At 35.5% G+C, this 26,359-nt stretch carries 30 protein-coding genes; 11 read left to right on the top strand and 19 right to left on the bottom strand.

Annotated features, from left to right (window positions below; all coding sequences use genetic code 11):
* Window position 1 precedes the first annotated feature (1 nt).
* The 6 genes from ACLRVU_RS04805 to ACLRVU_RS04780 all read right to left on the bottom strand — a co-directional run bounded on the left by ACLRVU_RS04805 (window position 2) and on the right by ACLRVU_RS04780 (window position 5,187).
* A complete protein-coding gene (locus ACLRVU_RS04805; RefSeq protein ID WP_412890925.1) occupies window positions 2–712 on the bottom strand; it encodes an HAD family hydrolase in 711 nt (236 codons plus the stop codon).
* Window positions 713–796: 84 nt separating this feature from the next.
* Complete coding sequence (locus ACLRVU_RS04800) at window positions 797–1,711, bottom strand: AEC family transporter (protein WP_412890924.1); 915 nt, start codon at window positions 1,709–1,711, stop codon at window positions 797–799.
* Window positions 1,712–1,844: 133 nt separating this feature from the next.
* Window positions 1,845–2,147, bottom strand: coding sequence for a PTS sugar transporter subunit IIB (locus ACLRVU_RS04795; protein ID WP_412890923.1), 303 nt, complete (start codon window positions 2,145–2,147; stop codon window positions 1,845–1,847).
* A gap of 64 nt (window positions 2,148–2,211) precedes the next feature.
* Entirely contained in the window at window positions 2,212–3,171 is a 960-nt protein-coding gene (locus ACLRVU_RS04790) for a Gfo/Idh/MocA family protein (protein WP_412890922.1), read from the bottom strand.
* Window positions 3,168–4,169 (bottom strand): Gfo/Idh/MocA family protein, encoded by a 1,002-nt coding sequence (locus ACLRVU_RS04785; protein ID WP_412891174.1) that lies wholly within the window; start codon window positions 4,167–4,169, stop codon window positions 3,168–3,170. The genes ACLRVU_RS04790 and ACLRVU_RS04785 overlap by 4 nt, the downstream gene beginning before the upstream one ends.
* A 1-nt stretch (window position 4,170) precedes the next feature.
* On the bottom strand, window positions 4,171–5,187 hold the full coding sequence (locus ACLRVU_RS04780) for a Gfo/Idh/MocA family oxidoreductase (RefSeq protein WP_412891173.1): 1,017 nt from the start codon (window positions 5,185–5,187) through the stop codon (window positions 4,171–4,173).
* Window positions 5,188–5,413: 226 nt separating this feature from the next.
* Here ACLRVU_RS04780 and ACLRVU_RS04775 point away from each other — a divergent pair, with 226 nt between their 5' ends.
* On the top strand, window positions 5,414–5,944 hold the full coding sequence (locus ACLRVU_RS04775; RefSeq protein WP_412890921.1) for an ECF transporter S component: 531 nt from the start codon (window positions 5,414–5,416) through the stop codon (window positions 5,942–5,944).
* Complete coding sequence (locus tag ACLRVU_RS04770; protein WP_412890920.1) at window positions 5,941–6,990, top strand: hypothetical protein; 1,050 nt, start codon at window positions 5,941–5,943, stop codon at window positions 6,988–6,990. The genes ACLRVU_RS04775 and ACLRVU_RS04770 overlap by 4 nt, the downstream gene beginning before the upstream one ends.
* A gap of 90 nt (window positions 6,991–7,080) precedes the next feature.
* On the opposite strand, the gene ACLRVU_RS04765 is transcribed toward ACLRVU_RS04770, so the two are convergent.
* The 4 genes from ACLRVU_RS04765 to ACLRVU_RS04750 form a co-directional block, all read right to left on the bottom strand.
* Window positions 7,081–7,548 carry a GNAT family N-acetyltransferase gene (locus tag ACLRVU_RS04765; RefSeq protein ID WP_412890919.1) on the bottom strand — a complete coding sequence of 156 codons (468 nt, stop codon included), beginning with the start codon at window positions 7,546–7,548 and terminating at the stop codon, window positions 7,081–7,083.
* A gap of 1 nt (window position 7,549) precedes the next feature.
* Entirely contained in the window at window positions 7,550–9,067 is a 1,518-nt protein-coding gene (locus ACLRVU_RS04760) for a DUF4127 family protein (RefSeq protein WP_412890918.1), read from the bottom strand.
* A gap of 194 nt (window positions 9,068–9,261) precedes the next feature.
* Entirely contained in the window at window positions 9,262–9,549 is a 288-nt protein-coding gene (locus ACLRVU_RS04755; protein WP_412890917.1) for a hypothetical protein, read from the bottom strand.
* A complete protein-coding gene (locus tag ACLRVU_RS04750; RefSeq protein ID WP_412890916.1) occupies window positions 9,550–10,422 on the bottom strand; it encodes a hypothetical protein in 873 nt (290 codons plus the stop codon). It lies immediately after the preceding gene.
* 136 nt (window positions 10,423–10,558) lie between these two features.
* On the opposite strand from ACLRVU_RS04750, the gene ACLRVU_RS04745 reads away from it, so the two are divergent.
* Together ACLRVU_RS04745 and ACLRVU_RS04740 are read left to right on the top strand one after the other, a co-directional pair.
* Window positions 10,559–11,371: an alpha/beta fold hydrolase gene (locus ACLRVU_RS04745; RefSeq protein WP_412890915.1), complete on the top strand. Its 813-nt coding sequence runs from the start codon at window positions 10,559–10,561 to the stop codon at window positions 11,369–11,371.
* A gap of 178 nt (window positions 11,372–11,549) precedes the next feature.
* The gene (locus ACLRVU_RS04740) at window positions 11,550–12,752 is read left to right on the top strand and encodes an MFS transporter (RefSeq protein ID WP_412890914.1); all 1,203 of its coding nucleotides are present in this window, start codon (window positions 11,550–11,552) and stop codon (window positions 12,750–12,752) included.
* 59 nt (window positions 12,753–12,811) lie between these two features.
* Here ACLRVU_RS04740 and ACLRVU_RS04735 read toward each other — a convergent pair whose 3' ends face one another.
* From ACLRVU_RS04735 to ACLRVU_RS04720, 4 genes are all read right to left on the bottom strand, one after another.
* Window positions 12,812–13,003 carry a hypothetical protein gene (locus tag ACLRVU_RS04735; RefSeq protein WP_147549381.1) on the bottom strand — a complete coding sequence of 64 codons (192 nt, stop codon included), beginning with the start codon at window positions 13,001–13,003 and terminating at the stop codon, window positions 12,812–12,814.
* A gap of 109 nt (window positions 13,004–13,112) precedes the next feature.
* Window positions 13,113–13,397, bottom strand: a complete 285-nt coding sequence (locus ACLRVU_RS04730; RefSeq protein WP_412890913.1) for a hypothetical protein — start codon at window positions 13,395–13,397, stop codon at window positions 13,113–13,115.
* A 1-nt stretch (window position 13,398) separates the two neighbouring features.
* Window positions 13,399–14,310 carry a DUF2589 domain-containing protein gene (locus ACLRVU_RS04725; RefSeq protein WP_412890912.1) on the bottom strand — a complete coding sequence of 304 codons (912 nt, stop codon included), beginning with the start codon at window positions 14,308–14,310 and terminating at the stop codon, window positions 13,399–13,401.
* A 3-nt stretch (window positions 14,311–14,313) separates the two neighbouring features.
* Window positions 14,314–15,444 carry a DUF2589 domain-containing protein gene (locus ACLRVU_RS04720; RefSeq protein WP_412890911.1) on the bottom strand — a complete coding sequence of 377 codons (1,131 nt, stop codon included), beginning with the start codon at window positions 15,442–15,444 and terminating at the stop codon, window positions 14,314–14,316.
* A 350-nt stretch (window positions 15,445–15,794) separates the two neighbouring features.
* Between ACLRVU_RS04720 and ACLRVU_RS04715 the strand changes: the two genes are divergently transcribed.
* Both ACLRVU_RS04715 and ACLRVU_RS04710 read left to right on the top strand, forming a co-directional pair.
* Entirely contained in the window at window positions 15,795–16,226 is a 432-nt protein-coding gene (locus ACLRVU_RS04715) for a LytTR family DNA-binding domain-containing protein (protein WP_412890910.1), read from the top strand.
* 166 nt (window positions 16,227–16,392) lie between these two features.
* A complete protein-coding gene (locus tag ACLRVU_RS04710; protein ID WP_412890909.1) occupies window positions 16,393–17,163 on the top strand; it encodes a M12 family metallopeptidase in 771 nt (256 codons plus the stop codon).
* Between the two features lie 30 nt (window positions 17,164–17,193).
* Here the strand turns inward: ACLRVU_RS04710 and ACLRVU_RS04705 are convergent, their stop codons facing one another.
* From ACLRVU_RS04705 to ACLRVU_RS04695, 3 genes are all read right to left on the bottom strand, one after another.
* Window positions 17,194–18,009 carry a hypothetical protein gene (locus tag ACLRVU_RS04705; RefSeq protein ID WP_412890908.1) on the bottom strand — a complete coding sequence of 272 codons (816 nt, stop codon included), beginning with the start codon at window positions 18,007–18,009 and terminating at the stop codon, window positions 17,194–17,196.
* 14 nt (window positions 18,010–18,023) lie between these two features.
* On the bottom strand, window positions 18,024–19,916 hold the full coding sequence (locus ACLRVU_RS04700) for a polysaccharide biosynthesis protein (RefSeq protein ID WP_412890907.1): 1,893 nt from the start codon (window positions 19,914–19,916) through the stop codon (window positions 18,024–18,026).
* 133 nt (window positions 19,917–20,049) lie between these two features.
* Window positions 20,050–21,495, bottom strand: coding sequence for an LCP family protein (locus ACLRVU_RS04695; RefSeq protein ID WP_412890906.1), 1,446 nt, complete (start codon window positions 21,493–21,495; stop codon window positions 20,050–20,052).
* A 173-nt stretch (window positions 21,496–21,668) separates the two neighbouring features.
* Between ACLRVU_RS04695 and ACLRVU_RS04690 the strand changes: the two genes are divergently transcribed.
* Window positions 21,669–22,466, top strand: a complete 798-nt coding sequence (locus tag ACLRVU_RS04690; protein WP_412890905.1) for a metallophosphoesterase family protein — start codon at window positions 21,669–21,671, stop codon at window positions 22,464–22,466.
* A gap of 200 nt (window positions 22,467–22,666) precedes the next feature.
* Window positions 22,667–23,902 carry a tetratricopeptide repeat protein gene (locus ACLRVU_RS04685; RefSeq protein WP_412890904.1) on the top strand — a complete coding sequence of 412 codons (1,236 nt, stop codon included), beginning with the start codon at window positions 22,667–22,669 and terminating at the stop codon, window positions 23,900–23,902.
* Between the two features lie 20 nt (window positions 23,903–23,922).
* Here ACLRVU_RS04685 and ACLRVU_RS04680 read toward each other — a convergent pair whose 3' ends face one another.
* Together ACLRVU_RS04680 and ACLRVU_RS04675 are read right to left on the bottom strand one after the other, a co-directional pair.
* Window positions 23,923–24,399 carry a methylated DNA-protein cysteine methyltransferase gene (locus ACLRVU_RS04680; RefSeq protein ID WP_412890903.1) on the bottom strand — a complete coding sequence of 159 codons (477 nt, stop codon included), beginning with the start codon at window positions 24,397–24,399 and terminating at the stop codon, window positions 23,923–23,925.
* 60 nt (window positions 24,400–24,459) lie between these two features.
* Entirely contained in the window at window positions 24,460–24,963 is a 504-nt protein-coding gene (locus tag ACLRVU_RS04675; protein WP_412890902.1) for a nitroreductase family protein, read from the bottom strand.
* 95 nt (window positions 24,964–25,058) lie between these two features.
* On the opposite strand from ACLRVU_RS04675, the gene ACLRVU_RS04670 reads away from it, so the two are divergent.
* Genes ACLRVU_RS04670 through ACLRVU_RS04660 form a run of 3 tightly spaced genes read left to right on the top strand, consistent with a single transcriptional unit; the run spans window position 25,059 to window position 26,344 of the window.
* Complete coding sequence (locus ACLRVU_RS04670) at window positions 25,059–25,502, top strand: 8-oxo-dGTP diphosphatase (RefSeq protein ID WP_412890901.1); 444 nt, start codon at window positions 25,059–25,061, stop codon at window positions 25,500–25,502.
* A gap of 51 nt (window positions 25,503–25,553) precedes the next feature.
* Window positions 25,554–26,210 carry a response regulator transcription factor gene (locus ACLRVU_RS04665; RefSeq protein ID WP_412890900.1) on the top strand — a complete coding sequence of 219 codons (657 nt, stop codon included), beginning with the start codon at window positions 25,554–25,556 and terminating at the stop codon, window positions 26,208–26,210.
* The gene (locus tag ACLRVU_RS04660) at window positions 26,207–26,344 is read left to right on the top strand and encodes a hypothetical protein (RefSeq protein ID WP_412890899.1); all 138 of its coding nucleotides are present in this window, start codon (window positions 26,207–26,209) and stop codon (window positions 26,342–26,344) included. Before ACLRVU_RS04665 ends, ACLRVU_RS04660 begins: the two co-directional genes overlap by 4 nt.
* Window positions 26,345–26,359: the final 15 nt, after the last annotated feature.

The raw sequence follows: 26,359 nt of genomic DNA, 5'->3' as shown, positions 1-26,359 counted from the left end.
GCTAAGCACTGATCTTAGCATTTTTTATTTTTTCTAATAAATCTGCTACTCCCTTTAAATCTTTGGAATAATGTTCATAGTGCAGTGTATTTTCACTTCTAACTAAGATAGCCGTGATTCCCGCATGTTTGGCTCCGCGAATATCTGCATTATAATTATCGCCAATCATAACAATATCTTCAGGATTATTCAAATCGTTCAAGATTTCTTGATAGAATTTCACATTCGGTTTATCATATTCCATCAACGCAGAACTGTATATTTTTTCAAAATACTGGTCTAAATTTAATTGCTCGCAGAGCTGCTTTAATTCCGGCACATGATTTGAGGCTATGATATGCGTATATCCTTCCTCTGAAAGTTTCTCTAATGTTTCAACAGTATCTTCATAGACATGCCATTGACTTAAATCGAGATAACGATCTTTAAACTCTTTTGCATACGCTTTAGCATGGACTTCTCTTACACCTAAGATCACAAATACACTTTCTAAATAGCTTTCAACATGTTCCCACCATGTTTTATTCCCTAATAACTCAGTATGCGGTCTTTCAAACTCATGCCAGGGAAGTCCGCGGCCCATGAACGCTCTTAATGAATCATAGGCAATATTGATACGATGGCTCACTAAAATATCATTCATCGTTTTCGACCATTTTCCATCACGATAAGCAAGAGTGCAATCAAAATCCCATAGTATATACTTTTTCATCTATTTCACCTCGTTTAACACTAGTAAATTATATCATAGATGGATTGCTTTCATGCATATTTCGCACCTGTTTTTTCGACAAATTTAACTAACAAACACTAACAGTAGGGCCGTCATCGTGGCAATACTGACTAAAATGCTGATGGAATTGGCTAAAGCCGGTGCCGGATCTTCATTGTCAATCATCTTACTGTAAACCGCTGACACGGTTGAGATCGGACAGAAAAGTATTAAAGTGACCATCTGTTTTGCCAGCAAGGGAAGCGGCAGGATAAAGAATACTGCAACACTTAACAGGATATTACCGACATAGCGAACTCCTAATATTTTGATAACTGCTTTTGCCTGAGAACGAGTGATCTTTATTTCAAGAATAATTCCGATCATCAGCATCGCCAGAAAGCTGTTTGCTCCACCGATCATTGAAGCAATGGTCGTCACAGGAGCCGGCAATGTTAAATTAAATAAAGATAAGATAAATAAAAGCAAGTAAACATCAAAGGGAATCGACCTTACTAATACTGAACAGAGATTTTTAATATCCAAACGTCCCCGTCCATCGACTTCGTTACGTGCCAGGGCATAAGTTCCCCCTAACCCCATAAAAGCATTGCCGATATCAAACATACACATATAAATCATTCCGGTTGCATCAAAGAAGCTGGAAGCAAAGGGAATAGCAAAATTACCGATATTATATCCTGAACAGTTAATCATGCTTAATGCTCGTGTTATCGGTGATTGTTTGCGATTGACATATTTCGCTAAAAAGATATTGAAAAAACCACAGCATAATCCTATCAAGATAATACTGATCGTAATCAAATTGATTTCCATTCCACTTGAATTAGCAATCAAGGCAGCCGGTAGCGTAATATTCATAACCACCTTGGAAAAGAACAGACCATCTTCCTTTTTAAAGAATCCTACTTTTTTTAAAATAAACCCTAAAACAATAATAAAAACAAAGCCTGATGATTTTATGAATACTTCTAACATGATGATCCCCCTTATTAACTCATACATTATAGCAAGTTTCTTTAAAATCAGAGCTAATTTTTAATATTAGGAAACTGTTCCTAAAAATGAAACTTATCAAATAAAAAAGATATGGCGAACCATATCCTCCTTATTATTTGTTTAATATTTTTCTTACTGAATCGACAACAGCATTACCGTTGATTGTCGCAAAATCAATATTGTTGATTACTACAACAGGAATCTTATTTTTAACGATTTTTTCTACTTCCTCTTTAGTATAGCGAATCTGTGGAGCTAATAAAATAATGTCCGCATCGATATCTTTTGTAATCATTGTTTCAGGCAAAGCCAACACCTGAGCATTGAATTTCTGCTCATCACATGCTTTGATCACCTTTGAAACTAAGACGTTTGTTGTAATTGAACTTGCACAACAAATAACCATTTTTACCATATATAAATACTTCCTTTCCCATGTTAATTTTTTATCTAAGTCTATTATACCTTTAACAAAGCGCTTACACAACTGTTAATTTGTTATTTCTGATCTTTTCCATCAGTTCGATAATCTCGATCGTATCATCCATTGTATGACGTGGACTTTCATTTAAATGATGTGTCAGACAATGCTGAAGCTCAGCAATTTCCTTCGTCATATCATCACCGGCTAAAGGATAGCGACGCTCTAATGTTGTTCCATCATTAAGCTCGATTTTATAATCAATAATACGATTAAACATCGGTACTATAATCTTACCCTTATCTCCAATAATCAAGGCATAGCGTTCTTTTGCTTCATCGATCGCCCCCTCAATAATAGCTTTTGTTCCCTGTTTAAATGTCAAAGCAGCATGGAAATGTTCATCAATATCATCCACAATCTTTAACGTAGAAGTCAGGTCGACAACCTCATCTTTCAATAAGTCCAAGACAAACCCTAACAAATAAGGTCCGACATCATTCAATGCTCCGCCTTGTTCCTTATCAAATAAAAAACTGTTTGTACCTTTTAAAGCCAGTCCATTTGAACAGAAGTTGGCTTCAATATTTTCCACTTTTCCAATCAAGGGAAGATCCTTAATTAAATGATCCATCCCATCATTAAGCTTTGTTTTCAAGGCTTCTAAAAAACACGTCTTTTCTTTTAATGCCACAGCTTTGATTTCTTTCATATCCTCACTATTCAGAACTGCCGGTTTTTCACATAGAATTGCCTTCTTTTTTTCTAAAGTTTTAATTGCCCATTCCTTATGGAATTTATGCGGCAATGCCAAATAAACTGCATCGATCTTAGAATCATTTAATAAACTTTCATAATCCTTGTACACCACAACCTCTGGATGTACCTTTAAATAAGGATCATCTTGTCCTCCACTGCATGTTGCCACCGCATAAATCATACCATCCGGTAAATTTTCGATGCTGCCTGCGAATTTATGAGCAATTCGCCCAAATCCAATAATTCCCCAACGTATCATTTGTTCTCCTCTCTGCCATCGGCTGCAAATACAAGGTTTGCAGATGCTTTTGCCTGATCGATGACATCCATGACGATCTGGCTATGCATTAACATTTTATCACTTGTTTCAATATCATTTTCTTGAATAATTTTCGCAAAAGCCACAAACTCATCATACATACGATGTTTCCCATTCGTATAATTAAATTCCTGTCTGCTTTTATCATTTTTATAAAGGGTATAAGCGGAACATACATTCAATGGAACATCTAAATGAATGCAGCCTTCATCTCCCTGTACATTAGTTGTTACAGGGGAAGAACAGTCTTTTGCGCCAATGCAGACACATTTGAAAGAGCCATAATCCATCGTTAAAATACCGGATGTATCAATTTTATTTTCAATGTTAGCAAGATACGCTACTCTATCAGGTTTACCAAAGAGTCCCACTACAAAATGGATATTATAGATATTCAGATCCATCAACGCTCCGCCTGATTTCCGATAATCAAAAGCAGGCAAAATTGTTCCTTGTTTAAAAGCGTTGTAACGAGATGAATATTGAGAATAATTACATTGAACAATCTTGATCTTACCTAATTCATTCATATGTTCCTTTATAGAAAGATAGTTGCGATTATACTGATTGGATATTGCTTCTACCATAATCAGCTGCCTTTGCTTTGCGATCTCTACTAATTCTTTTAACTCTTTACCATTTGAAGTAAACGGCTTTTCACAGATAACATTTTTTCCCATCAATAAAGCATCTTTGCACATCTGATAATGCAAGTGATTAGGCGTTGCGATATAAACGGTGTTTACTTCTTCGTTTTTAAGCAGTTCCTTGTAGTCAATATAGACATAGCGAATATGATGCTCATTGCTTAACTCATTAAGCTGATCCATGCTGCGCGGAGTACCCGCAATTGCATAAAACTCATATTCCGGAATCTCCTCTATAAATCGGAATAAGTCATGAACAATCATTCCTGAACCGATAATTCCAACTTTAATCTTATTCACACATCTTCGCTCCCTTCTCCAAAATTTCCATTTGCCATAATGTTTCTTCATCTTTAACGATCTTTTCTTTTCCATGAATAATCACTTCATAAAGTCCGTCATAAACTCTGCCATAATCCCCAATCTCACTAACTACTTTTTCTTCATGGTAAATACCTTCTTCATCATAATACGTCAATGTTCCGTAATGCTCAGGAAGATCAACACCAAAGCCTTCCTGATCGGGCATATAAAACAGCTTTAAATGTTCTTCCATACGATCTTTGGTCTCTTTAACAAACATCCCTTTCTTTCCGTACACGACAAAGCTTGGTCTGCTTTTAATTCTAAAGTAGCTGGATTTTACGGATACTTTCAACTGATCATAATAGAGATCTAAATCAAAGTAATCATTCATTCTGCCTTTGCCTAATAACTGTCTGACATCATAATGAATCGTATCCGGCTTTCCGAAATAAGAGATCACCTGATCCAATGTATGACATCCATGTCCGTACAAATAGCTATTATAGAAAGTATAGTTACGCACTGCCTCGGGAATTTCCGGACGATAATAATCAAAATGCATTTCTACTTCTAATAAATCTCCGAGTTTTCCACTCTCAATAACCTTTTGAACTGTTAAGAAATCTGAGTCATAACGTCTGTTTTGATAACATTGTACCACTAATCCCTTTTCTTTAGCATATGCAAATATCTCCTGTGCTTCTTTTAAAGTCATCATAAATGGTTTTTCCACCAGCACATTCTTGCCATGATCCAGTGCCATTTTAGCGTACTGATAATGATAAAGCTGTGTCGTACAGACAACGATCAACAAAATGTCAGGATCTTCCATCAGATCTTCGATTCGATCAGTGTACTTAATACCATCGATCTTCTCCCATTTAACGTGCTCAACATCTAAGTCATAGATCGTTTTTACTTTGATTGTATCTCTTTTCTTTACAAATGGAAGATGATAACGATTTGTGCTCTTTCCATTTCCTACGTATCCAATAGTTAACATCATATCGCCTCCTGATACTATCATACCTAATTCAAGAATAAGGCGTAGCTTTTTTCAAATTATCATAATTTTTTTAAAGATTGACAATACTGATATTTTCCGCTAGAATTTTAAGTACATGAATGAAACGTCATCAGAAGGTGACATACAATACCATGAAGGTATTCCGCTTATAAAATGTGGGATATTTTTATGGTATTTTTTCATGAGAATGGGAGGTATTATTTTGAAAACATTAACTACACGAAACATTGTCTTAGCTGCATTCTTTTTAGCTTTAGGCTTTGTATTACCATTTTTTACTGCACAGATTCCCAGCATCGGAAGTATGCTTTTGCCAATGCATTTACCTGTATTGATCTGTGGATTTGTCTGTGGCTGGCCATTAGGACTGATTGTCGGTGTGATTTTGCCGCTTTTAAGAAGTGCAATTTTTGGGATGCCGCCAATGTTTCCTACAGCTATTGCCATGGCATTTGAATTAGCTGCATATGGAGCATTAACTGGTCTGCTATATCAGCTTCTTTCAAAAAAACCATTAAACACTTATATTTCACTAATCGGGGCAATGCTGGGTGGTCGTATTGTTTGGGGATTAGTATCAGCTGTCTTATACGGTGCATCGGGAAAAGCCTTTGGCTTAGCTGTTTTTATGGCAGGTGCTTTTACGAATGCAGTTCCGGGAATTATCTTACAAATCATTATCGTTCCAATCCTTATCCTGACTTTAGAAAAGTCACATTTAATTAAACGATGATCGATACTTTAAAAGAACATCTGCAGCGCTATCCCCAAATGCAGGGACAAGATATCATCAAGCTTTGCTTTCAAAATGAATTTGGCTGCGAACATATGCTGCACAATCAGCAAAAAAGCTTACAGCGCATTATTGATGAAAGTCAGTCACTGTCAAAACAGGCAATAAGAGTGGAACTCATCGGAAACGGTTTTGCCCGTTTATATTTCGGGCATCTGACCACTGATGAAGCTTATACACTTCATCAGTTATTTGCATGGACTGCTCGTACATATCAAGGGAATACCGATACATTTATTCACAAATTAGAAGAATGTCAAAAGTGGCTGAATGATGAAGCAATTCATCAGGAAATGGATCAGTATTTAAAAAATGGGATTTATCCGATTAGTCATTCTGAACACTACCATGAAGAATATGATCCGCATTACCGCGTTATACGAGCAGACTTAGCTTTTTGTTTCCCGCTTTTTTTAAAGATCAATCAGTTACAGGCTGAAAAAGAAACACTTTTGATCGCAATCGATGGTAAATGCGGTTCCGGAAAAACAACTTTGGCTGGTTTATTAAACGAAGTCTATCAGGGAAATGTCTTTCACATGGATGATTTCTTCTTACAGCCACATCAGCGTTCCTCTAAGCGTCTGGAAATGCCGGGAGAAAATGTTGACCATGAACGTTTCCTTAAAGAAGTGCTGAAACCTTTAAGTCAACAGCAAAATATTCTCTATCAGCCTTTTGACTGCAGCATAATGCAGTTATCTGACCACAAAGAAACTGTTCCTTTTCATGCGATTAATTTTATCGAGGGAACTTACAGCTTACATCCTGATCTTATCGATTACTATGATTTAAAAATCATAACAACAATCGATGACAAAACACAAATGGAACATATTTTAAAAAGAAATGGTCCTGATCTCGCTAAAAAGTTTAAAGAGATCTGGATTCCATTAGAAAATAACTATTTTAAACAGCTGGATATTTTTTCAAAAGCAGATATTCGCTGCAGTACAAAAAATAATCATGTGGATATTCTCCCATGATTATTTTTATTTATCACATAGCTGTCAAAAATCTTTATATTCAACTAATAAAAATGCCATCGAAACAATTTGTTTTTATGGCATTTATCATTATAAAGTTAAAATGAACCAGCGGTCACAAGCATAGTGTTCACTCTCAAACAATGGTTTGGTTAAGGCAGTAAAACCATATTTCTGATAGAAACGAATAGCCTGCACCATATTAGAAAACGTTTCTAAATAGCATTTCTGATAATGTTTTTTTGCAAAAAGCAATGCTTTATCCATGAGCTGCTGGCTAATTCCTTTACCGCGATATTGTGGATAAGCATACATTTTCTGCAGTTCACAGATCCCTTCTATTGGCAGTGGACCAATCCCACAACCGGCAACCACCTTACCACTATCTACCGCTACCCAATATTTTTTATTTTCTCCCTGATAGATTTCAAAAAAACGTCCAAGATCCGGATCACTCCAAGCACACCCCGGTTTATCGGCATTATATTCTTTTAAACAGCTTCTAATCAAGGCTTCTATCTGTGGATTATCCTGTTGCTGTACTTCTCTTATTTCCATTTTATTTTACCTCTATTTTTAATTCCAGTCCAACTTCAAACATGCGATTCCAAGGAGAATAGGCTTTTAATTCTGTAATCTTTACATTTTTAAAGCTATGCTTGATAAAATGTTGATAATAACGATGCATCTGTCTTTCTATTTCCTTGGAAATGAGCGCTCCTTGAGTTTTCAGATCAAAATAGCTGAGACCCTTATCTTTTAAAGTCGCTGTAATCTGCGGACGTATGATCGCTTGATAAAATAAGTCATCAAGTAAATGATAAATCAGATGATGCGTAATGGAATGTACATCTAACTGGTGATAAGCAAATATCCCTTGTGCAATGGAAGTACCTAAGGTATTGCAGTAAGTATTCCAGCCTTTATAGGAAATTAAACGATCCAGAATTTCTAAATCGTCAAACAGTGTCACTAACTCTACTTCTCCCCCATTAATAAAGGCACAGTCTGCCAAAGCGACCGGTTTATTCATATCCAACCATTGTCTGATGTGATAGGCAAAGCTCAATAAATGACGATGACTGGTATAACTGATATCTTTTTCTCCCTGCATCGGTGCTTCTTCCATTGTTTTTCCCGGACAGTTGATCGCTAAGATGAAATCTGCTTCACTGACAGATTCTGCTTCTTGACATCCGGCTGCATATATATGGGACTGTAAACTTTCATACATCGGTCGATCTTCATACTTAGGAATGATTGCAGGTCCATTTATACCGGAAAAATAAGGGTATATTTTAGGACATTGTCCCATAAGCTCATTAAAACAACGACCTAATAAAGTCGCTCCTGATTCATCGGCACCGGGATACATCATGACCTTTGTCTGAAGGCGCAGTTCTCTGATCTTTTCACAGATCTGCTGCTGGTCGATTGCCGTATAGCCATACTCAGAAGAATCATCTTGAGGAATAACCATAAAATCAATAACCTGACTTTCTACCAATTCTAATATATCCAAAAGTGTCTCACGATTATACTGACGTCTTTCTTCATAATCTCTTTGGTAAACTTCGGGGATCTCGATGGAGTTTTGTTCTTCATCTTCATTAACGCTTAATCCGACACGTTTCTTTTTATCTGATAGATAAGCCTTTCTAAATAAACTGTACCCATACTCTTCATAATAATCGGGTTCTTCATCTGCACTGTTGTATTGCGGCGTACGCATAATTAAAGCGGACATATAAATTTTTAAATCAGGTGCCATAATCTTTAATCGCTTAATGCGTTCTATCAAAATTTTACGCTGCTGATTGTCACGGTGGTGCAGACGTGACGGCAGCAGTCCACCATAACCCATCATTTCTAAGGGCATAATCAAAGCTTCACTGGTATCAATCTGACGAAACACATAATCCCAAAGACCTTCTACATCAGCCGCCCTCTTTTTTTGTGATAATAATCTTATAGGAGGACTTACTATTTCGATAGTATGCTGACTTTCTGCCATCATCATCGGAAAAAGGCGATTGCATGGTCGCTCATCTAAAGGAATATAAATAACTTTTCTCATAATCTGCTCCTTTGTTTTATCATCATTATCCTATCGGCTTTTACAAGTAAAAGCAAAGCATTCTCATACAATGAAAATATATCTATTATCCCCAACCTATGACAAAGTAAAAGAAAAGTGCGTTTACTATGGTGTCAGTAAGCTTTACAACATTCACAAAAAAGAGATTGGAAACTAAATTTCCAACCTCGTTATTAGTGCATAAAAAACCAGATAATCACAAATAGGAATCCTAATGCCATTGAAATAGATACACATAATTTCAATGGAATAAAGATAAAACGGTCTGTAGTTCCCTCTTTAGCAGGGAAAACGATTGTAAACACTTTAGTGATAACAGCGGTTGTAAGCATTGTTAAAGCAAAATGCAAGCCTGTTTCAAATCGAAAGTTTGGAGACTGCCAAAGGGCACTGATCGGTTCTGTGATCTTCCAACTGAGAAAGACAAATAAAATGTATAAATATCCTTTTAATTTTAACATTTATTCTTCCTCCCCTATACTATATTCACTTGGAATTAACTTAATAGTGAGTCCTTCATCAACCGTAAGCTTAGTATATTTCTTCAGCTGTACATTTCTAAATTCCCGCAATGAATAATAATCATCACTGAAAGATAACCCCTCCTGAATTCCATAATCATAGTTTTCTGATGATACATGACCTTCCCCTTCAACCGCAATAATATCATAGGTTCCTTCCGGAATCATCTCACCGATCATTACCGGTGAAGAGACCGTATATTCCTGAGTCAGTGTATTTTTATGGCGTTTTCCCATTAGATCGTTTCTAGCGTTTTCACTTTCAAATTTCATCTTATCTGTACTGACAGTAACTTGTGCACCTTGATATAAACGGACATCTTCTAAATAGGATGAAAAATAATCACTTGTTTCCCCCTCCATAATCATACTTGTAAATATTGTAATCATATTTACGTTATCCCTGATTGAAAGAGGTCCAAACCCGGATAGATTCGTCACTTTATAAACCCCCTCCGGAATATCTTTGCCGACTGTATAATTTCCAGCCGGTAAAACCAGTTCGACAGAATCCCCGGTTTTTTGTAATGAATAAGTAGCTTCTTTATAGGTACGACGATCAACTTTGGTCATTACTTTCTGTTTTGAATTAAAATTTGACCATACGAAAATCTGAATATCTTCATGAAAAGGAGAACTCTCACTGCATATCATTGAAGTTCCTAAAATAAGAGCTAAAACAATAAACCATAAAATATCTCGTTTATTAAAGCTGAAACGACGTTCATCCGAGCTTGTGTAGATTCCCTCATCACAGATAGGACACTTTCCTCTTTTTAGTTGGCTTCCGCAGCGTTCACAATATTTTGCCATACTATCACCTCTATTTTTTTATTCTATCATAATTCTAAAAGAAAAAGGAGTATGTCTTTACAATCTTTTGAAACTCTGAAATTCTCTGTAAAAATTTGATCCCATGATGCATATGATAAAAAGAGGAGGTAGATGAATGTATTATATTAGATCCAACGATGGAACAAAAATAAGTGTTGAAGATATTAATCCCACCTATTCAAAAGTCATTGTTATGGTTCATGGCTGGCCAATGAGCAAGGAAATGTTTGAGTATCAAAAGAATATGTTTACTCAATGGGGATACCGCATTATAACGTTTGATATTCGCGGCTTTGGGGATTCAGATATATCCGGAAGCGGCTATCAGTACGATCAATTAGCAACAGATTTATACATGATAATTGAAAGCACAGGCATTAACAATATTATTTTACTGGGATTCTCTATGGGCGGAGCTGTTTGTGTTCACTATATGGGGATGTATGACAACCATAAAGTATCTAAGCTGATTTTAGCCGGAGCAGCTGCACCGTCTTATTGCGTAAGTAGTGATAATCCGTATGGTCACAGTGTAGATGAAGTTAATAAGCTGATCATTGGTCTATATAACGATCGACCAAATACGATTCAAGAATTTGGTAATAATGTCTTTGCTTCAAATCCAAGCCCAGCTTTTAAAACATGGTTCCAAGGACTGTGCAATAAAGCAAGCGGCTTAGGTACAATCAATTGTGCAGAATCTCTGCGTGATGAAAATGTCTTCAGTGATCTTGGCAGAATCAAAGTGCCTACAGCAATTATGCATGGAAAATTAGATAAAATTTGTCCTTATGGATTTGCAACAATCATGAATCAGCAAATTCCCGGTTCATTGCTTTACCCGTTTGAAAAGAGCGGTCACGGTATCTTCTATGATGAATTAAGTGCATTTAACCATGCTTTAATGAAATTTATTGAAGGTGTCTAAACTATGGTGTTTTGCATCATAGTTTTTTATTTTTACTTTATTTGTTACTTATCGTTAAATGGCAGAACCATGCAAAAATGATTATCCGGTTATTCCCCATTTTTCATTTTTTCTTTCGTAGAAAATAATATGAAAGCGCTTTTGTAAGTGATATAGTTAATACAAAGGGGTTGGATTTATGAAAAAATTTGAAGGGTTATTATTTTACATCTTTTACTTTCTGTTCTTTGCAGCATTGAGCGGTTTTACTACCTATATCAATGTTTATTTGGAAAGCAAAGGCTTGGTTGGTTCACAGTTTGGACAAATTACCGCTGCCGGATTAATGATCAGTGTGTTCTTTGTACCACTTTGGGGAATCATAGCTGACAAAACCAAGAAATATAAGTTGCTGCTGTTAATTTCTTTAAGTGCTACATTAGTTGCTTTGTATTTCTATGCTCAGCAAACCGTTTATATCGGGTTGATTGTCTGTGCCATCATCTTAGACTTATGCCGTTCAGGCGCAATGCCAATGGCAGATGTGCTAAGTATGAATTACTGTAATAAAAACCATAAAAACTATGGATCTATTCGTTCGATGGGGTCTCTTGGCTGGGTGATCGGAAGCGTTTTAATTGGATTCTTGGCTGACCGTTTTGGATTAGATGGAGCCTTATTTGGTACTTATGGAGGTTTATTGATTATCAGTTTTACGATTGCTTTTGGTTTTCCAACAGCTAAGGCAGATCCTAAAAAACAAGCTATTGAAGTTCCTGATGCACCTAAAGAAAAAGTGGGTTTCTTTGATGTATTGAAGAATTCAAATTTCTTGTTTATATTAGGACTTTCTTTAATGACAACAATTCTAATCGACAGCTGCGCCGCCTATAATGGAAATCATATCGTTACAACATTGCATGGAAGCAATCAGCTGTTAAGTATGTATACCGTTGCGACCGCCTTGCCGGAAGTAATCTTTTTAGCTGTAGCAATCAAATATTATGAAAAGTTTGGATTTAAAATGATGTATCTCATTTCTGCCTCATGTATTTTTATTCGTTTCTTAGTTTATGCTTTTGTCCCAAATGTCTATGCGTTCTTGTTTGTTTCTATCCTGCACTGTGTCTCTACAGCCTGCGCGACAGTAGGTAACCTGCAGTTTATCCGCAGTTCGCTTTCACCGGCTGTTTTCGCAACTGCTGTTACTTTACTCAATGCCTGTGTTTCTTTAGGCAGAGCAGTATACAGCTACGGCTTTGGGATTGTCTATGAAGAATTCGGTAGTTTTACCATCTATCGTATCGGTGCCATTATTGCCTGTTTAGCCATTTTTTGGGTAATTAAAACAAAGCATTTTGATCATATGAAAGGCTTTAAAATTACGACAGCTGATAAATAAAGAAAAGAACCCTAATATAAATTACACCAGTATGCTGCAATTTATATTTCAGGTTCTTTTTATTCGTCTTTTTTACGGCCATAATTCTTATAATATAACACTATCGGGTTATGCTTTTCATTAAAGAAACTGCTTACTGCTAAAAACAAAAGAATGAGGATGCCCCAAAAGATACCAAATAATCGATATACCAGATAGAGAGTTCCTAAAATCATAATAATGCCAATCGTATCTAAAATGATTTTTTTCATAAGCCTCACCTCACTTATACATTACTCTATTTATTTAAGTTTGTCAAAAGCACAAGACGTACGATTTTACCCGTACGTCATTTTTATGATTACTTTTTATCTTACTTCATCAGTATCCTTCATCAAGCCACTGCGGCTTACGATGAAACCCAATATGATAAGAGCTCATCTCCATAGTGAATTGATGATCCCCCAGCTTGTAAACACCGACCGTTACATCTTTTCCGATAATCTTTCCATGAGGGAAATCATTGAGACAGCGATTAAGCAATTCAACCTGTTTTTGTTTAGATGTCTCTGATAATAAATGATTAGGATTTACACTGCCAATATTGACTATTTTAATATAACGAACTGGCTCATCCTTATGTTTTCGATCTAACATCCCTGCCATATCATTCCTCCTGTAATAAAGAAGCCTTATCTACAGCTAATAGCTGTTCAAGCAATTGAGTTTCCTTCTGACTGCACAAACGTCTTGATTCTGTTTCTTGATTAATCTTTTGATCCAGTTCTAATAATGTCGACCAAGCTTCGTTATTTTGCTCATGCTTACTTATTGACTCTTTTATTGCTTTAAACTCTTCATAATCTTTTATTTTTAATTGTTCATCTTCTAAAAGCAAAGCATTAAAATATAAAATCTGATGATGAATCAGTTCATCTATTCTTTTTCCCAGTATAACTGTCTTATCATAGAATTTTTTTAGTCTTCTTTTTTCAAGCAGATTGATTTCCTCTTGTCCGGTCACGACTTGTCCATCATCTCCTATCGGCTTTGCTCCAAGGCTTCTGGTAATCTGCTGAAGATCCATGATATCTTGAACCCTAGCCAACCCTTCAGTGATGGGTTCATTCTCTAAACGTATCTTAAAATGAACTTTTGAGATATTGTCACTTTCTCTCACTTCCGGTGCACAGATACGTGCTTCAAAACCAATCGTCTGATCATCTTTTTTAAACGAACGAACTTCAGCGTTAAAGTCAATAACCGCTGTTTTTACTTTCATGCTTGTTAGAGGGATGATCGATAACAGCGGCACTTGCAGCAGCATATCTTCAATGGCTTCTTCGTCCCCACTACTCTTTACGTGTTTATACTGCAATCCCATATAATCAAGGATGGTAATCTTATCTCCGATAATAGGCTTTTTAGTACCCGTGGCTTCGATGGCCTCAATAATCTTGCGATTAATGTTTAGATTAGACTGCGCAACCGCATCGATCGGTGCCCAAACTAACGAAGCTAGATCGGCAAATTCACTTTCCACTTGAACCTGACGTTCTGTAGCATTCTTTTTAAACATTGATTATTCTCCTGATGGAGTTGTTCCGCCATATAGAAGCTTATTATATTCTTCCTTATTGGCATCTCTTTTTTCAATCGCATCGTACTGTGCCTTTTGTTTAGCGACTCCATCTTTAAATGCAACTAGGATTGTATCAGTTTCACCGCCTCCGGTTTTTTTACTTCCGGTTAAACTGATAATTTCTCCGGTATCACTGCATCCTTTAAGATTGGCTATACTATCGAATGTAACATCTATGGTTTGTCCTTGTCCCTCTGCGGTTGTCGCTAAAATAATATTATCTGCAATCGACGCTGCAAAATCATCGAATGATCCCTGAATTGTTGAAGCATTAGTAATTAGCTTTTGTTTTTCTTCTGATTCAGCTTCTGCTTGATCAATTAAATTTGTCATCGTAACGACATATTTATTTTTTAAAGAAACAGTTGCTTTGCGTATACGGTCAATACTATTGCTTAAATTCTCTCCTGAAGCCCTGACTGCCGATTCCAAACGACTTCCTTCTGCTGATAAGGCTTTTATCTTTTCTGATCTTTCTTTAGCGGCACCCTGCAATGCTTTCCCATTTTCATCAACAACGGTACTTGAAGTTGTCATCGGAGCTAAGTTTGCGGCAATAATATCCAATACTCTTGACAGTCCCTCTGGTGTCCCATGGTTTGATGCACGTACATCGACATGATACTTTGCAGAATGATCGCTAGAACGTACATTGGAACTATGACTTGACACACTTCCGCTAACTGTCGCTTTAAATAGCCCAAAGTTGACACTGCCGGTGAAGCTTCCACCCCCATCAAGTGAAGATTCCGATTTTTCGGTTTCCTTGACTTCCATATCAAATAATACGTTAACTTCGTCTACTTGTAAGTTTGGTGCTTCCGTAATCGCTAATAAAGGAATATCAATGTTCATTTCTTTATCAGTTACGGTGCCATCCGGGTTATTTTCTTTTTGAGTATACCCAAAGCTTGCAGTTCTGATTTTTCCATGTTCATCAAAACCAACTTTTTGAATAAACTGTGCGGTTGTTTCCGCCATTTGTAAATTGGCATCTGCCGCCGCATTGAGCGGAGCACCAATTAAGTTTTTCATATCTAATCCTGTAAATTGTCCACTAATTGACATCATTTCTCACCTCTCTATTTTATTTATACTTTTAAAATAATGTTACCGACGATATATTTTCATACCTATCATTCCTCCTTACTTCTACTATAAGTATAAAAAGCAAGAAGCCAAGAAAACATTAATCTACTTTATAATACATAATATATCATATTAAATACAAATAGAAACAAATAATTGTAAATAAGTTTCGTTTTTTCGCATTTTATATACATTAAGTACAATTATGGTTGCTCTCCTTAAATAATGAAATTAACCAGTAAAGGAGTGATACTATGAAAAACAATTTACACAATAGAAAAAAGAAAAGGTATAATAGGGGGGCCGATAGCAAAACTTGGAAAGGGAAACCGGTGAAAATAAAACTTAAAAGATCTGCCGATATAGAACCTGGGTGTATTATTCTGACATGTAATCAGGCGGATCATGCCTATGTTTTAAACCTTGTTCAGCAGCTTAATCAGCGAGTTCTTAAAATAAAGGTTTTCAATCAGCGTCAAAGTATTATTCATATTGCGGTAAATGACATTTATTATGTAGAGGTTATCGACGCAAAAGTATTTGTTTATGACCGTACAAACAGTTATCAATATAAAGGTAAGTTTAAGTCCATTTATCAGCTTTTAAAGAATTTCGCTTTTATACAGGTCAGTCGCAATACGATTATTAATACCGAGCATATTTACTCTATTAAAACATTGCCGCAATGTCATCGTAAACTGACTTTAGAAAACGGTGAAAATATTATAGTAAACAGAAAATATAAAGATGACATTATTATTTAGCCTTTCCTTTCATCTTCACAAGAAATAGTGATTCTATTTCTTTTTTAGTATTCAAACTCATCTTTTTGTATTATTAAATGGTTTTCTGTTTAATAAATAAAAACTAATTTATAGTGTAATTAGGAATTCCAGGAAATGTGCACAACAATGAAAGAGAGGAAAATATATGGAACAAGAAATTTGTGAAGGAAAATTAATTGAAAACAAAAAATATGTACTAAATGGAGAAATCTACGAAGGAAGTTTTATTGACCATGATGGCATTGCCATTGTACAGGGAGATATTAAATTAGGAAAGATTGAAGATGTCTTACAATTCTCAGACTTTTTGACAGCCTATGAAAAATTAGGATCACAGCAGAAAAATGCCTGTCTAATTAAAAAAAATCTATGGGATACCAAAGAAATTCCCTACTGTATTGATGCAGGGCATCCTAAAACAGCTGAAATTAATCAAGCCATTGCAGTATTTAATGCAGCTAACTTAAATATTAAATATCGACCTAAGACAACAACTGATAAAGATTATGTAAGATTTGATTTAGATTCAGGATGTGCCGCAGATATTGGAAAAGTTGGCGGAGAACAAACTGTTGAAATTGCCAATTGGGCAGAAGTTGGAAATGTATTACATGAAATGCTGCATGTCTGCAGTATCGAACATGAACATTCTCGAAAAGACAGAGATACTTTTATTACTGTTGAATATGCTAACTTTGATGAAAAATATAAAGATAATTTTGAATTAATTTCCACTTCTGTTCCTTATGGAGATTATGATTATGAATCAATTATGCACTATTCAGCAAAAGCCTTTTCTGAAAATGGAAAAGATACAATTTCGATTAAACCGGGACATGGAACACATCCTAATATGGGGCAAAGAGATGCCATGACTTCTAAAGACATGGATGGCGTTAAAGAACTTTATAAATAAACAAAAAGCAATGAATTCGTTTCATTGCTTTTATTCCTCTTCATCCATCATAACATCTTGATATAGATTATCAATAAATGCTCGTTCTTCTTTATCTTCATCACTTAATACCATGTACTGTTTAACTTTTTGATAGTATTTTTTAAACATTTTATTGTTTGAAAGATCCAATGTCCCTAATAAAACACGAGTATAGATCACAAAGATTGATAATCTATAAGTTTGTTTTATCTGTTGAATTGCGGTATCAATCTCCTGTTCATCTCCAAGAGAAGCGATTCGTTCTAATTTTAATAGTGAAAGATTCATCTTTAACTCTTCATTTCGATCATAGCAATCCATAAAGTGTTCCACTAAAGAAATAAACTCTTTTGTTTCTTCTTTGGTTAAAGGAAGTGCCTGATAATCTTCAAACAAACGATAAATGACCTGTTCACATTCTTCTTCAAACACACCAAAGTAGCCTTCAACATGATTGAGATGATAGAGATTATTCAGCCTTAACAGGCGCTCAATAATCTGTTTGATCTTTTCTTTTGACTTGCCTTCTGTTTTTAATTCCTGAAACAAGTAATAAGGATCAATGGAATCTTCAACATCATAATTTTCTCTTACTATCTTATCTAAAATATATTCGAGATAATCTGAGGTAACAGATTTATTCTGTTTATCTAATGCCTGCAGTTCTTTACTGTAAAGAACTTTTAAACTGTCTAACAGCTGATAAAGATTAAAGCTATTGGCATATTGTTTAATTAACAGCGATTTATTTAATGAAATATTATATTTGTTTAACTTTTCGATCAATTGATCTGACGAAGCCTGATTAATAAATCGATCCTTCATTTTTATTCCTCCCATTAGGAAACTTCTGCAGCCTCACGAATAATTTTCTTTTTTATTTTGCTGGGATCTCTGCGGGCATCGACTTTATATGTGTCCACTAAATCATGAACAAGGTATTTAATATTTTCGCTTTCATCATGAGCAGCTTCATAAAGTTCATCTAAATGACTGAATAAAACATTTTCATCAATATCGATTGGCTTCCCAATTTTAATCAAAGCATTTTCTGTGGTCTGCAGTCCTTCTTCATCCATCAGCAATTCTTCATAAAGTTTTTCTCCGGGACGAAGACCGGTGTATTCAATTTTAATATCGACATTAGGTTCATATCCTGAAAACTTAATTAAGTTATAAGCAAGGTCTGCAATCTTAACTGGTTCTCCCATATCAAGAACGAAGATTTCTCCCCCTTTAGCTCTGGCACCGGCTTCAAGCACCAAAGAAACAGCTTCCGGAATTGTCATAAAGTAACGTGTAATATCAGGATGAGTAACCGTAACCGGTCCGCCTGCCTGAATCTGCTTTTTAAACAGCGGTATAACAGAACCGTTAGAGCCTAATACATTTCCGAAACGAACAGCTACGAAATCCGTATTAGAATGTTTATTATAGGTTTGAACAATCATCTCACAAATTCGTTTTGTTGCTCCCATAATATTTGTAGGGTTTACAGCTTTATCGGTTGAAATCAAAATGAATCGGCTGGCACCATATTGGTCAGCTGCTTTTACTACGTTTAAGGTTCCAAAAACATTATTTTTAACTGCTTCATTTGGAGAATCTTCCATCAACGGCACATGTTTATGTGCAGCAGCATGATAGATGATATCCGGTTGAAACTCTTCAAATAAGGCATTTACTTTTTTCACATCTCTGACAGAAGCAATCATGACTTCTAAATTCAAAGAAGGATATTTTCTTCTTAACTCTAACTGTATGTCATAGGCGTTGTTTTCATAGATATCTACAATAATCAGCTGTTTAGGTCCATTAGCAGCGATCTGACGGCATAACTCACTTCCGATTGATCCTCCGCCTCCGGTTACCATAACCACTTTATTATTTACATAATTCATGATTTCTTTAAGATCTACTTTAATAGGTTCACGCCCCAATAAATCTTCGATTTCAACATTTCTTAAACTGCTGACCGTTACTTGACCATTCACTAATTGATAGATACCTGGCAGAATCTTCAATTTACATTCCGTATCTTTGCATAAATCAATCAATTCTTTTTTATTTTCCGCATCAATCATCGGTAAAGCAATAATAATTTCATCAATCGATAATTTTTCAGCTGCTTCCTTGATTTTCGTACGATCTCCATAGATTGGTTTTCCTTGCAGACGCATTCCCTTTTTTGTGGGCATATCATCAATAAAGCAAATAACCTGTTTATTCAATTTCCCAACCTGAACAATTTCTCTGGCAATTTTATCTCCGGATTCACCGGCACCAATAATCATGACACGCGATTCATTTTCTCGTGTACGCCCAAATAAATGACGATCCTGAACCACAATTCGGGTAATACGATAGAAGAATCGACTAGCACCAATCATAGTCATCAAAACCAGCCAGTTAATCAAATACCATGATTTTGCGATTGGTACATCTAATAAGGTAAAGATCACTAAATCAACAATCGTCGCTGAAAAAGTTGCGATAACCACGTTTTTTAACTCAATTACACTGGCAAAGTGCCAAACGCTCTTATAAAGATTCAGTATTAAAAACACAAACAAAGATGTTCCTAATAACAATAAAAATACATAACTGGGAATTGCCCGAACATAGTTCATGAACTGTCCGTCATATAACACCCACAAGCTAATCATTCCGGCAAAACCAATCGAAAAGATATCCCAGACTATTAAAAATAGCCTTTTTAAACTTAATTTCATTTTCTTCCCCCTGCACTCAAAACACTACATTGTTATTACATCACACTGATTATACAAGATTCGACACTATTATTCAAGTTGAGTTGCCCTAACCAAATAAAAACACCTCACAATTTGTAGTGAGGTGTTTGCATTATTTCCCTTCAACAGCGTCGATTTTCTGTTTTGCCGCTGTCACCGTGCTTTGATCCGGATCCATGACATAAAGTTCATATCCAGGCATAGAATAGCAATTTGTACTTGTTGATCCGCTTCCGTCCAACGAGATTTGTTCAATATTCCAGCTTGACATATCATCGATCTGCATTTGAATTAATTTTTGCAGGTCGCTAGATTCCATGTTGGTCTCGAATGCCCCTGAAACAGAATTCAAGATAGAGTTATAGTTCGTAATCATAGAAGCTGACATCAGCTTATTTAATAAACCGGTTAATACTGCCTGCTGATTTCTTACTCTATGACGATCACCATCGGCATAAGAATAACGTTCTCTTGAGAATGCCAAAGCTGTTTCTCCATCCATGTAGTTGCTTCCAACACTCAATGTACGACCGCCTACAGTAACAGCCTGATCCACATTGACATTAATTCCGCCCACTGCATCTACCATAGTAATCAGTGAGGTGAAGTTAACACGCATGTAATAGTTCAAATCAATATCCAGTAAGTTTTCCACTGTAGACATTGTTTCTTCGATTCCGTAAATTCCTGAATGAGTCAATTTATCACGGGCATTGAATGAAGCCAATGTCACATGGTAATCACGAGGAATACTTGTCAGTAAGATTTGCTTTGTTTTGGGATTGACAGTCATGATCATATTTACATCGGATCTTGATACGGTTGAAACCGGTCCATAAGTATCAATACCGGAAATATACACATTAAATGCATCTTTTGTAACATTAACGGTTGATGTATTTTTATTTAATGTTTCTTTAATTTCATATTGGTAAATCACTTTGGTCTGATTAGAAAAATCACCGTTGAATTCCTCAATAATTCCACGATATGCTTCATTAAAAATAATAGCATCACATTCTTTATTTACTAAAGCCTTCTGAAGCTGACTAAGGTCTGAATAATTGGTTTTGGTCAAAGTTGTCTTATCCTTTGTTCCAATATTGTCTATTGCTTTATTAATGTTATCTGTATCAATTGCCGATACATAACCTAAGCTTTTATTTTCCAAGTCTTTAATTTTCTGATAACTGCTGTCTTTTAACACCACAACAGAAATAACCTGTGTCTGATATTTTCCACCGGTAATGTTGTTTAATACGGAAACACCTTTATAAGCAAAGACACTTCCCACACCGATTAAAATCGATAATACTAAACTGACCAAACGCAGCCACATCTGTTTCGCTGAATTTTTCTTATTTCTTAAAACAAAGAATACGAGAAGCCATAAAACTAAAAAGATGGCTACAACAATCAGCCAATATTTCATTGGCAGTACTTTTTTAGCTAAATATGCTAAGAATATAGATAATACGAATTGTATACTGATTAAGGCAATATCAAAAATATGTAATGTTTTTTTCTTATTGGTCTGGTTTTGTCTTCTTCTGCTCACGCCACCAACCTCCTATCATTTGAGTTTTTAAACATGTATATCTTAGCACAGTTACTTATTGATTTCCACCAAAACTATATAGACAAAAAGAAAGAATTCACCCACATTTAACATAATTTGAACGAGAATTTAGTCTTGGTTATGTATAATGTATCTATACATTGGAGGTTATTATGAAATTAAATATATTCAGTGATTTTCATTATTGTGAATTTGCAGAAGCAAACGTGTTAAAGCAAGCTCAGGATTACTACTTTACTTTTTTAAACAGTGCTGCCAATGATTCAGCAGATTATATCTTTTCTTTGGGTGATCTGGCAACAGAGGGAAATATTAACCATTACCGGACAATTGAACCCATCATAAACCAGCATAAAAACTTTATTAATGTTTTAGGCAATCATGACACCACCTATGTCTCAAAGAAGGATATTCAAAATTGCTTTAATGAAGAAAGATATTTTATTAAGGAATTTGAAGATTTTGCGATCATCGCCTTAGATTCCACAAAAGAATTTGTCTTAGATAATTGGGGTGGAATCATTGATGAGGAGCAATTAACTTGGCTAAAAAAAGAAGTAACTCGTCTGTCTGACAAAAATCTGATTGTATTGGCTCACCATCCTATCACTTATACAACCTTTAACAGTGATCAACCAATGGCAAGTATTGAAAACAGTCAGGCTGTCAATGATATTCTTTCTCTTCATAAAAAAAACAATCTCTTTATCTGCGGACATGTCCATTACAACAGCGTTGTCACAAAAGAGAATTGGACTTACATTCAGTTAGGGGCAGCGATTGATACCGGCAGTTACTTGGAAGTGTTAATTGAGCCGGAGTATTTCAAAACACATCTTAAACTTGCCAAAGGGATTCAATCGTATGATAAAGCCTTTTTAGAAAAGGTATACCATTTTACCGCTAATCTTAATAATGAAGACATACCCGATCAACACATACCAAGATGATGAACGCATCATCTTTTCTTTTTCCTTAATTACAGGGCAGAATTCCTAGAACGAACTGATTCCTCCATTTATTCAATACCTTTTATTGAATTAGTTGCATTTGGGCTTAAACTCTTGCGTTTTCATTGATTTTATTGCTTAGTAGGCTATAATTTTAATGTTAGGATTGTGGCTTGCAAATATATTTTGGAGGAAAATAAATGTTTGAAAATCAAATAGGGGCTATTATTCGACTCAACCGGATTCAGCAGAATATGTCCATTCGGGCCTTAGCCGAAGCCGTTGGAATTGAGTATAGTCAGCTCAGTAAAATCGAGAGAGGGTTGGAGTTTTCTAATAAACTAACTATTGAATCCATATTTGATGCTCTAGATATCGATTACCAAGTTACAATCGATTATATTCCTATATGCGCTCATAAAGTCGAACGGCTTTATCATGATATGCTTTATCGGAAACAAAAAAAGACAATTACCGATCAATTAGATGAAATTAATTTTGAGGCACGTACAATTGGAATATCAACACCGATACTGATGATTAATCTGATACACGCTGTTTTGTATACAGAGACGGATTTTCCCTATGAAAATCTGTTATCCATATTAAAAAAAGTGGAAGATTCCATGACTTCATTTCAAAAACAGTTGTTTTATCAGTACAGCGGCTTCTATCATTATCTAAAGCGAGACATTGAACAGGCATTAAACTATCTGGAAATAGCTGAAACTCTTTATACCAACGATAGCAGCTCTGCTATGATCGCTTATCAAAAAGGTATTATTTATAGCTACCGTGGAGAAACCTTTGAAGCCTATGAACATCTCAATAAGGCCAAGTACATATTTGAACAGCATCATAACTATATTCGTTCAATCATTTGCAGTGTATCTTTGGCTAATGTTTTTTTATTGGTTGAAAGATTTGATAAGGCTTCACAAATGTACCAAGAGCTATTAAACATTTATGACGGATTATTAATGGATATCGAAGACGTGTCGATGATTTGTTCCAGCATGCTGTTAGGAGCATTGATGGTAAACGACTTCAATCAATTTTTTAAAGTCGAAAAAAAATTTGATAAAGAAGTCATCGACTATTTAAATCATAATATTAATTACATATTCTATCGTATCATTGCTTTATACCAAACGAAACAATACAAAGAATGCTTGCTTTATATTGAACGATTTGAATCATTTAACCTGAATCTGCCGCGCAATCATTTAATCGAGTATTATAAATTAAAGATCAATGCCGCTTCACAGAAACGCCTTTACGGAACTTTAAAACTAAATCTTAAAAGTCTGGATAAAAGAAATGATTATAATTTCGTAAAACTGGTATTAAAGCTGATTATTAAAGAGTATGAAGCATCAAAGGATTACGAAACACTCTATCAATATGCAATGAAACTCTCTCAATTAAAATGGTAAAGAGCCGACAAACGGCTCTTTTATAGTGGAAACAAACTGAATTCATAGTCCTTTACATAATAACGGATATGCGTTCTCCCCTTTTTAATGATAGTATGTCCCTCTTCTTCCAGCTTCTTTTTCTGAGCTTCAATACCACCGGGATATTTAGGATTAAGTTCTCCATTTACTTTTAGTGTGCGCCAGTATGGCGTAAGGTCTTCTTTTCTTTGATAACTTGCCCATGCCGCAATCGAAACAAAAATTCCTGCTGTAATCGGATCGGTAAAATCGGCGTTATTCTTTTTCGCAAAATATTCACGTATTGCCTTAACAGTAATTACTTTTCCCATTGGAATCTGTTTCATGATATGATCATAATCCTTAGGCGGGGCAAAATACATCTTTTCACCGCCATATTTTTTGTTCGTTGCTTCATCACTTACAATTTGTATTTTAGGCATGCCGTTATCTTTTTGAAGCATCGCATTGAAATCTTTCTTATCTTCATTTGCCATAATGCTCACCTCCTATAAACAACATACCCTTTTTATACTAAAGATTCAATGAGACGGTTTTTATTTTTTCCAATAAATAATTTTATTTTCATCATAGCGATCGATGAGGGGCTTTGTTTCATCCGGATAACCAATGGCAATGACCGCTACCGGCAGATAAGTATTCAAAAAATTGAAATAATTTCTAAACGCTTCGATTCGTTCTTTATTTGGTCCGATTGCACACCAGCAGGTTCCTAATCCGAGATGTACTCCTTCTAATAAAATATTCTGTATTGCGGCAGCACAGTCCACATAAATATAAGCATCAATTGGTGTTACCTCACGATCTCCTAAAACAATGATCGCTGCCTGTGCCTGCTTCATCATCCCTGTATAGGGAGAAAAAAGTGCAATATTATCTAAAGATTCTCGATCCTGTACCACCAAGAAACGCCATTCCTGACGATTTTGTGCAGTCGGTGCACGCATAGCCGCCTTCAGCAAAGCCTTTATTTTTTCTTCCTCGATTGGCTGGTTCGTATATCGGCGAATACTTTGTCTTACTCTGATTTCTTCTAACATAAACATTCCTCCTTTTCCTATATTTTATCACTTTTAAGATAAGAGTATAGAAAGATTATGGAATATGTTAAAATAAAAAATATTGGAGGTTAACCATGGAAAAAGCTATTTTCACAAATCTTTGTATGATCTATGATGATCAAGGACAAGTTTTAGTTCAGAATCGAACAAGCAGACATTGGCCCGGAGTTACTTTTCCGGGCGGACATATCGAAGATCAGGAATCTTTTATTGAATCGACGATTCGAGAAGTAAAAGAAGAGACAGGTCTCGATATTTCAGATTTAGAATTATGTGGGTTAAAACAATGGCCTACCGATAAAGGTGAACGTTATGTCGTCATTTTGTATAAAACGAATTGTTTCACAGGAGAACTGACCTCTTCAAATGAAGGAGAAGTCTTTTGGGTAAAAAAAGAGGAACTCAAAAACTATCCGTTAGCAGAAGACTTTGAAATGATGCTGGGAATGTTTGAGCATGAGTTCAGTGAATTTTACTATTATAAAGATAATGATGATTTTAAAATCAAGCTGCTTTAGTCATGATACAATTCAGATACAAAATAACATTACGATAATACAGGTGATACTATGAAATTATTAATTGTTGAAGATGAAAAAGCGATTGCAGATTTGATTATGATGAATCTAATGCGGGTAGGCTATCAGTGTGATTATGCCAGTGACGGGGACAAAGCCGCCAATATGCTGGAACAAGAATCCTATGATTTGGTTTTGCTTGATATCATGCTGCCTAAAGTCAATGGCTATGAATTTATGGAATACATTGAACCGATGCATATTCCGGTGATTTTTATTACGGCAAAAGGAAGTATAAAAGATCGTGTAAAAGGTCTGCATATGGGCGCAGATGATTATTTGGTCAAACCCTTTGCGATTGATGAACTGCTGGCAAGAGTAGAGAGTGTGCTGCGCCGCTACCATAAAGGAATGGAAGATATGCCCATTCTGGATATTGTGATCCATACCCATCTGCGCACTGTCACACAGAATAATCAGACCATACCGCTGACAAGAAAAGAATACGATTTACTCTTATATCTTGTACAAAACAAAAATATTGCATTGTATCGTGATACCTTATATGAAAAAGTGTGGCATGACGAACTGGAAGGAAACACACGTACACTCGATTTACATATTCAGCGCCTCAGAAAAAAATTAAACTGGTCGGATCATATTAAAACTGTATTTCGGATCGGCTATATGCTGGAGGTGCCAAAGTGAAATTTACCTACAAAATAATAACGACCTGTCTTATTACGATTACGGTAATCTTTTCTTTAGGTTCTGCTTTGGTGATTTATCAAAATCATGCTCATTTATTGAAATCGGTAATCGAACAGGCAGACTTTATTTAAAATAAACTAAAAAAT

This window comes from Beduini sp. (assembly GCF_047239305.1).
Lineage (GTDB): Bacteria > Bacillota_I > Bacilli_A > Erysipelotrichales > Coprobacillaceae > Beduini.
The sequence above is the reverse complement of the archived record's forward strand: the minus strand, read 5'-3'. Positions and strand labels throughout refer to the sequence as shown.

Excerpts from the sequence above, each read along its gene's own strand:
- ACLRVU_RS04750 (WP_412890916.1), bottom strand. The coding sequence starts at position 10,422 with ATGGCAAAATATTGTGAACGCTGCGGAAGCCAACTAAAAAGAGGAAAG.
- ACLRVU_RS04700 (WP_412890907.1), bottom strand. The coding sequence starts at position 19,916 with ATGAAATTAAGTTTAAAAAGGCTATTTTTAATAGTCTGGGATATCTTT.
- ACLRVU_RS04740 (WP_412890914.1), top strand. The coding sequence starts at position 11,550 with ATGAAAAAATTTGAAGGGTTATTATTTTACATCTTTTACTTTCTGTTC.
- ACLRVU_RS04685 (WP_412890904.1), top strand. The coding sequence starts at position 22,667 with ATGTTTGAAAATCAAATAGGGGCTATTATTCGACTCAACCGGATTCAG.
- ACLRVU_RS04795 (WP_412890923.1), bottom strand. The coding sequence starts at position 2,147 with ATGGTAAAAATGGTTATTTGTTGTGCAAGTTCAATTACAACAAACGTC.
- ACLRVU_RS04790 (WP_412890922.1), bottom strand. The coding sequence starts at position 3,171 with ATGATACGTTGGGGAATTATTGGATTTGGGCGAATTGCTCATAAATTC.
- ACLRVU_RS04705 (WP_412890908.1), bottom strand. The coding sequence starts at position 18,009 with ATGAAGGATCGATTTATTAATCAGGCTTCGTCAGATCAATTGATCGAA.
- ACLRVU_RS04735 (WP_147549381.1), bottom strand. The coding sequence starts at position 13,003 with ATGAAAAAAATCATTTTAGATACGATTGGCATTATTATGATTTTAGGA.
- ACLRVU_RS04725 (WP_412890912.1), bottom strand. The coding sequence starts at position 14,310 with ATGTTTAAAAAGAATGCTACAGAACGTCAGGTTCAAGTGGAAAGTGAA.
- ACLRVU_RS04800 (WP_412890924.1), bottom strand. The coding sequence starts at position 1,711 with ATGTTAGAAGTATTCATAAAATCATCAGGCTTTGTTTTTATTATTGTT.
- ACLRVU_RS04680 (WP_412890903.1), bottom strand. The coding sequence starts at position 24,399 with ATGGCAAATGAAGATAAGAAAGATTTCAATGCGATGCTTCAAAAAGAT.
- ACLRVU_RS04665 (WP_412890900.1), top strand. The coding sequence starts at position 25,554 with ATGAAATTATTAATTGTTGAAGATGAAAAAGCGATTGCAGATTTGATT.
- ACLRVU_RS04690 (WP_412890905.1), top strand. The coding sequence starts at position 21,669 with ATGAAATTAAATATATTCAGTGATTTTCATTATTGTGAATTTGCAGAA.
- ACLRVU_RS04760 (WP_412890918.1), bottom strand. The coding sequence starts at position 9,067 with ATGAGAAAAGTTATTTATATTCCTTTAGATGAGCGACCATGCAATCGC.
- ACLRVU_RS04745 (WP_412890915.1), top strand. The coding sequence starts at position 10,559 with ATGTATTATATTAGATCCAACGATGGAACAAAAATAAGTGTTGAAGAT.
- ACLRVU_RS04710 (WP_412890909.1), top strand. The coding sequence starts at position 16,393 with ATGGAACAAGAAATTTGTGAAGGAAAATTAATTGAAAACAAAAAATAT.
- ACLRVU_RS04805 (WP_412890925.1), bottom strand. The coding sequence starts at position 712 with ATGAAAAAGTATATACTATGGGATTTTGATTGCACTCTTGCTTATCGT.
- ACLRVU_RS04730 (WP_412890913.1), bottom strand. The coding sequence starts at position 13,397 with ATGGCAGGGATGTTAGATCGAAAACATAAGGATGAGCCAGTTCGTTAT.
- ACLRVU_RS04670 (WP_412890901.1), top strand. The coding sequence starts at position 25,059 with ATGGAAAAAGCTATTTTCACAAATCTTTGTATGATCTATGATGATCAA.
- ACLRVU_RS04765 (WP_412890919.1), bottom strand. The coding sequence starts at position 7,548 with ATGGAAATAAGAGAAGTACAGCAACAGGATAATCCACAGATAGAAGCC.
- ACLRVU_RS04755 (WP_412890917.1), bottom strand. The coding sequence starts at position 9,549 with ATGTTAAAATTAAAAGGATATTTATACATTTTATTTGTCTTTCTCAGT.
- ACLRVU_RS04780 (WP_412891173.1), bottom strand. The coding sequence starts at position 5,187 with ATGTTAACTATTGGATACGTAGGAAATGGAAAGAGCACAAATCGTTAT.
- ACLRVU_RS04720 (WP_412890911.1), bottom strand. The coding sequence starts at position 15,444 with ATGATGTCAATTAGTGGACAATTTACAGGATTAGATATGAAAAACTTA.
- ACLRVU_RS04770 (WP_412890920.1), top strand. The coding sequence starts at position 5,941 with ATGATCGATACTTTAAAAGAACATCTGCAGCGCTATCCCCAAATGCAG.
- ACLRVU_RS04675 (WP_412890902.1), bottom strand. The coding sequence starts at position 24,963 with ATGTTAGAAGAAATCAGAGTAAGACAAAGTATTCGCCGATATACGAAC.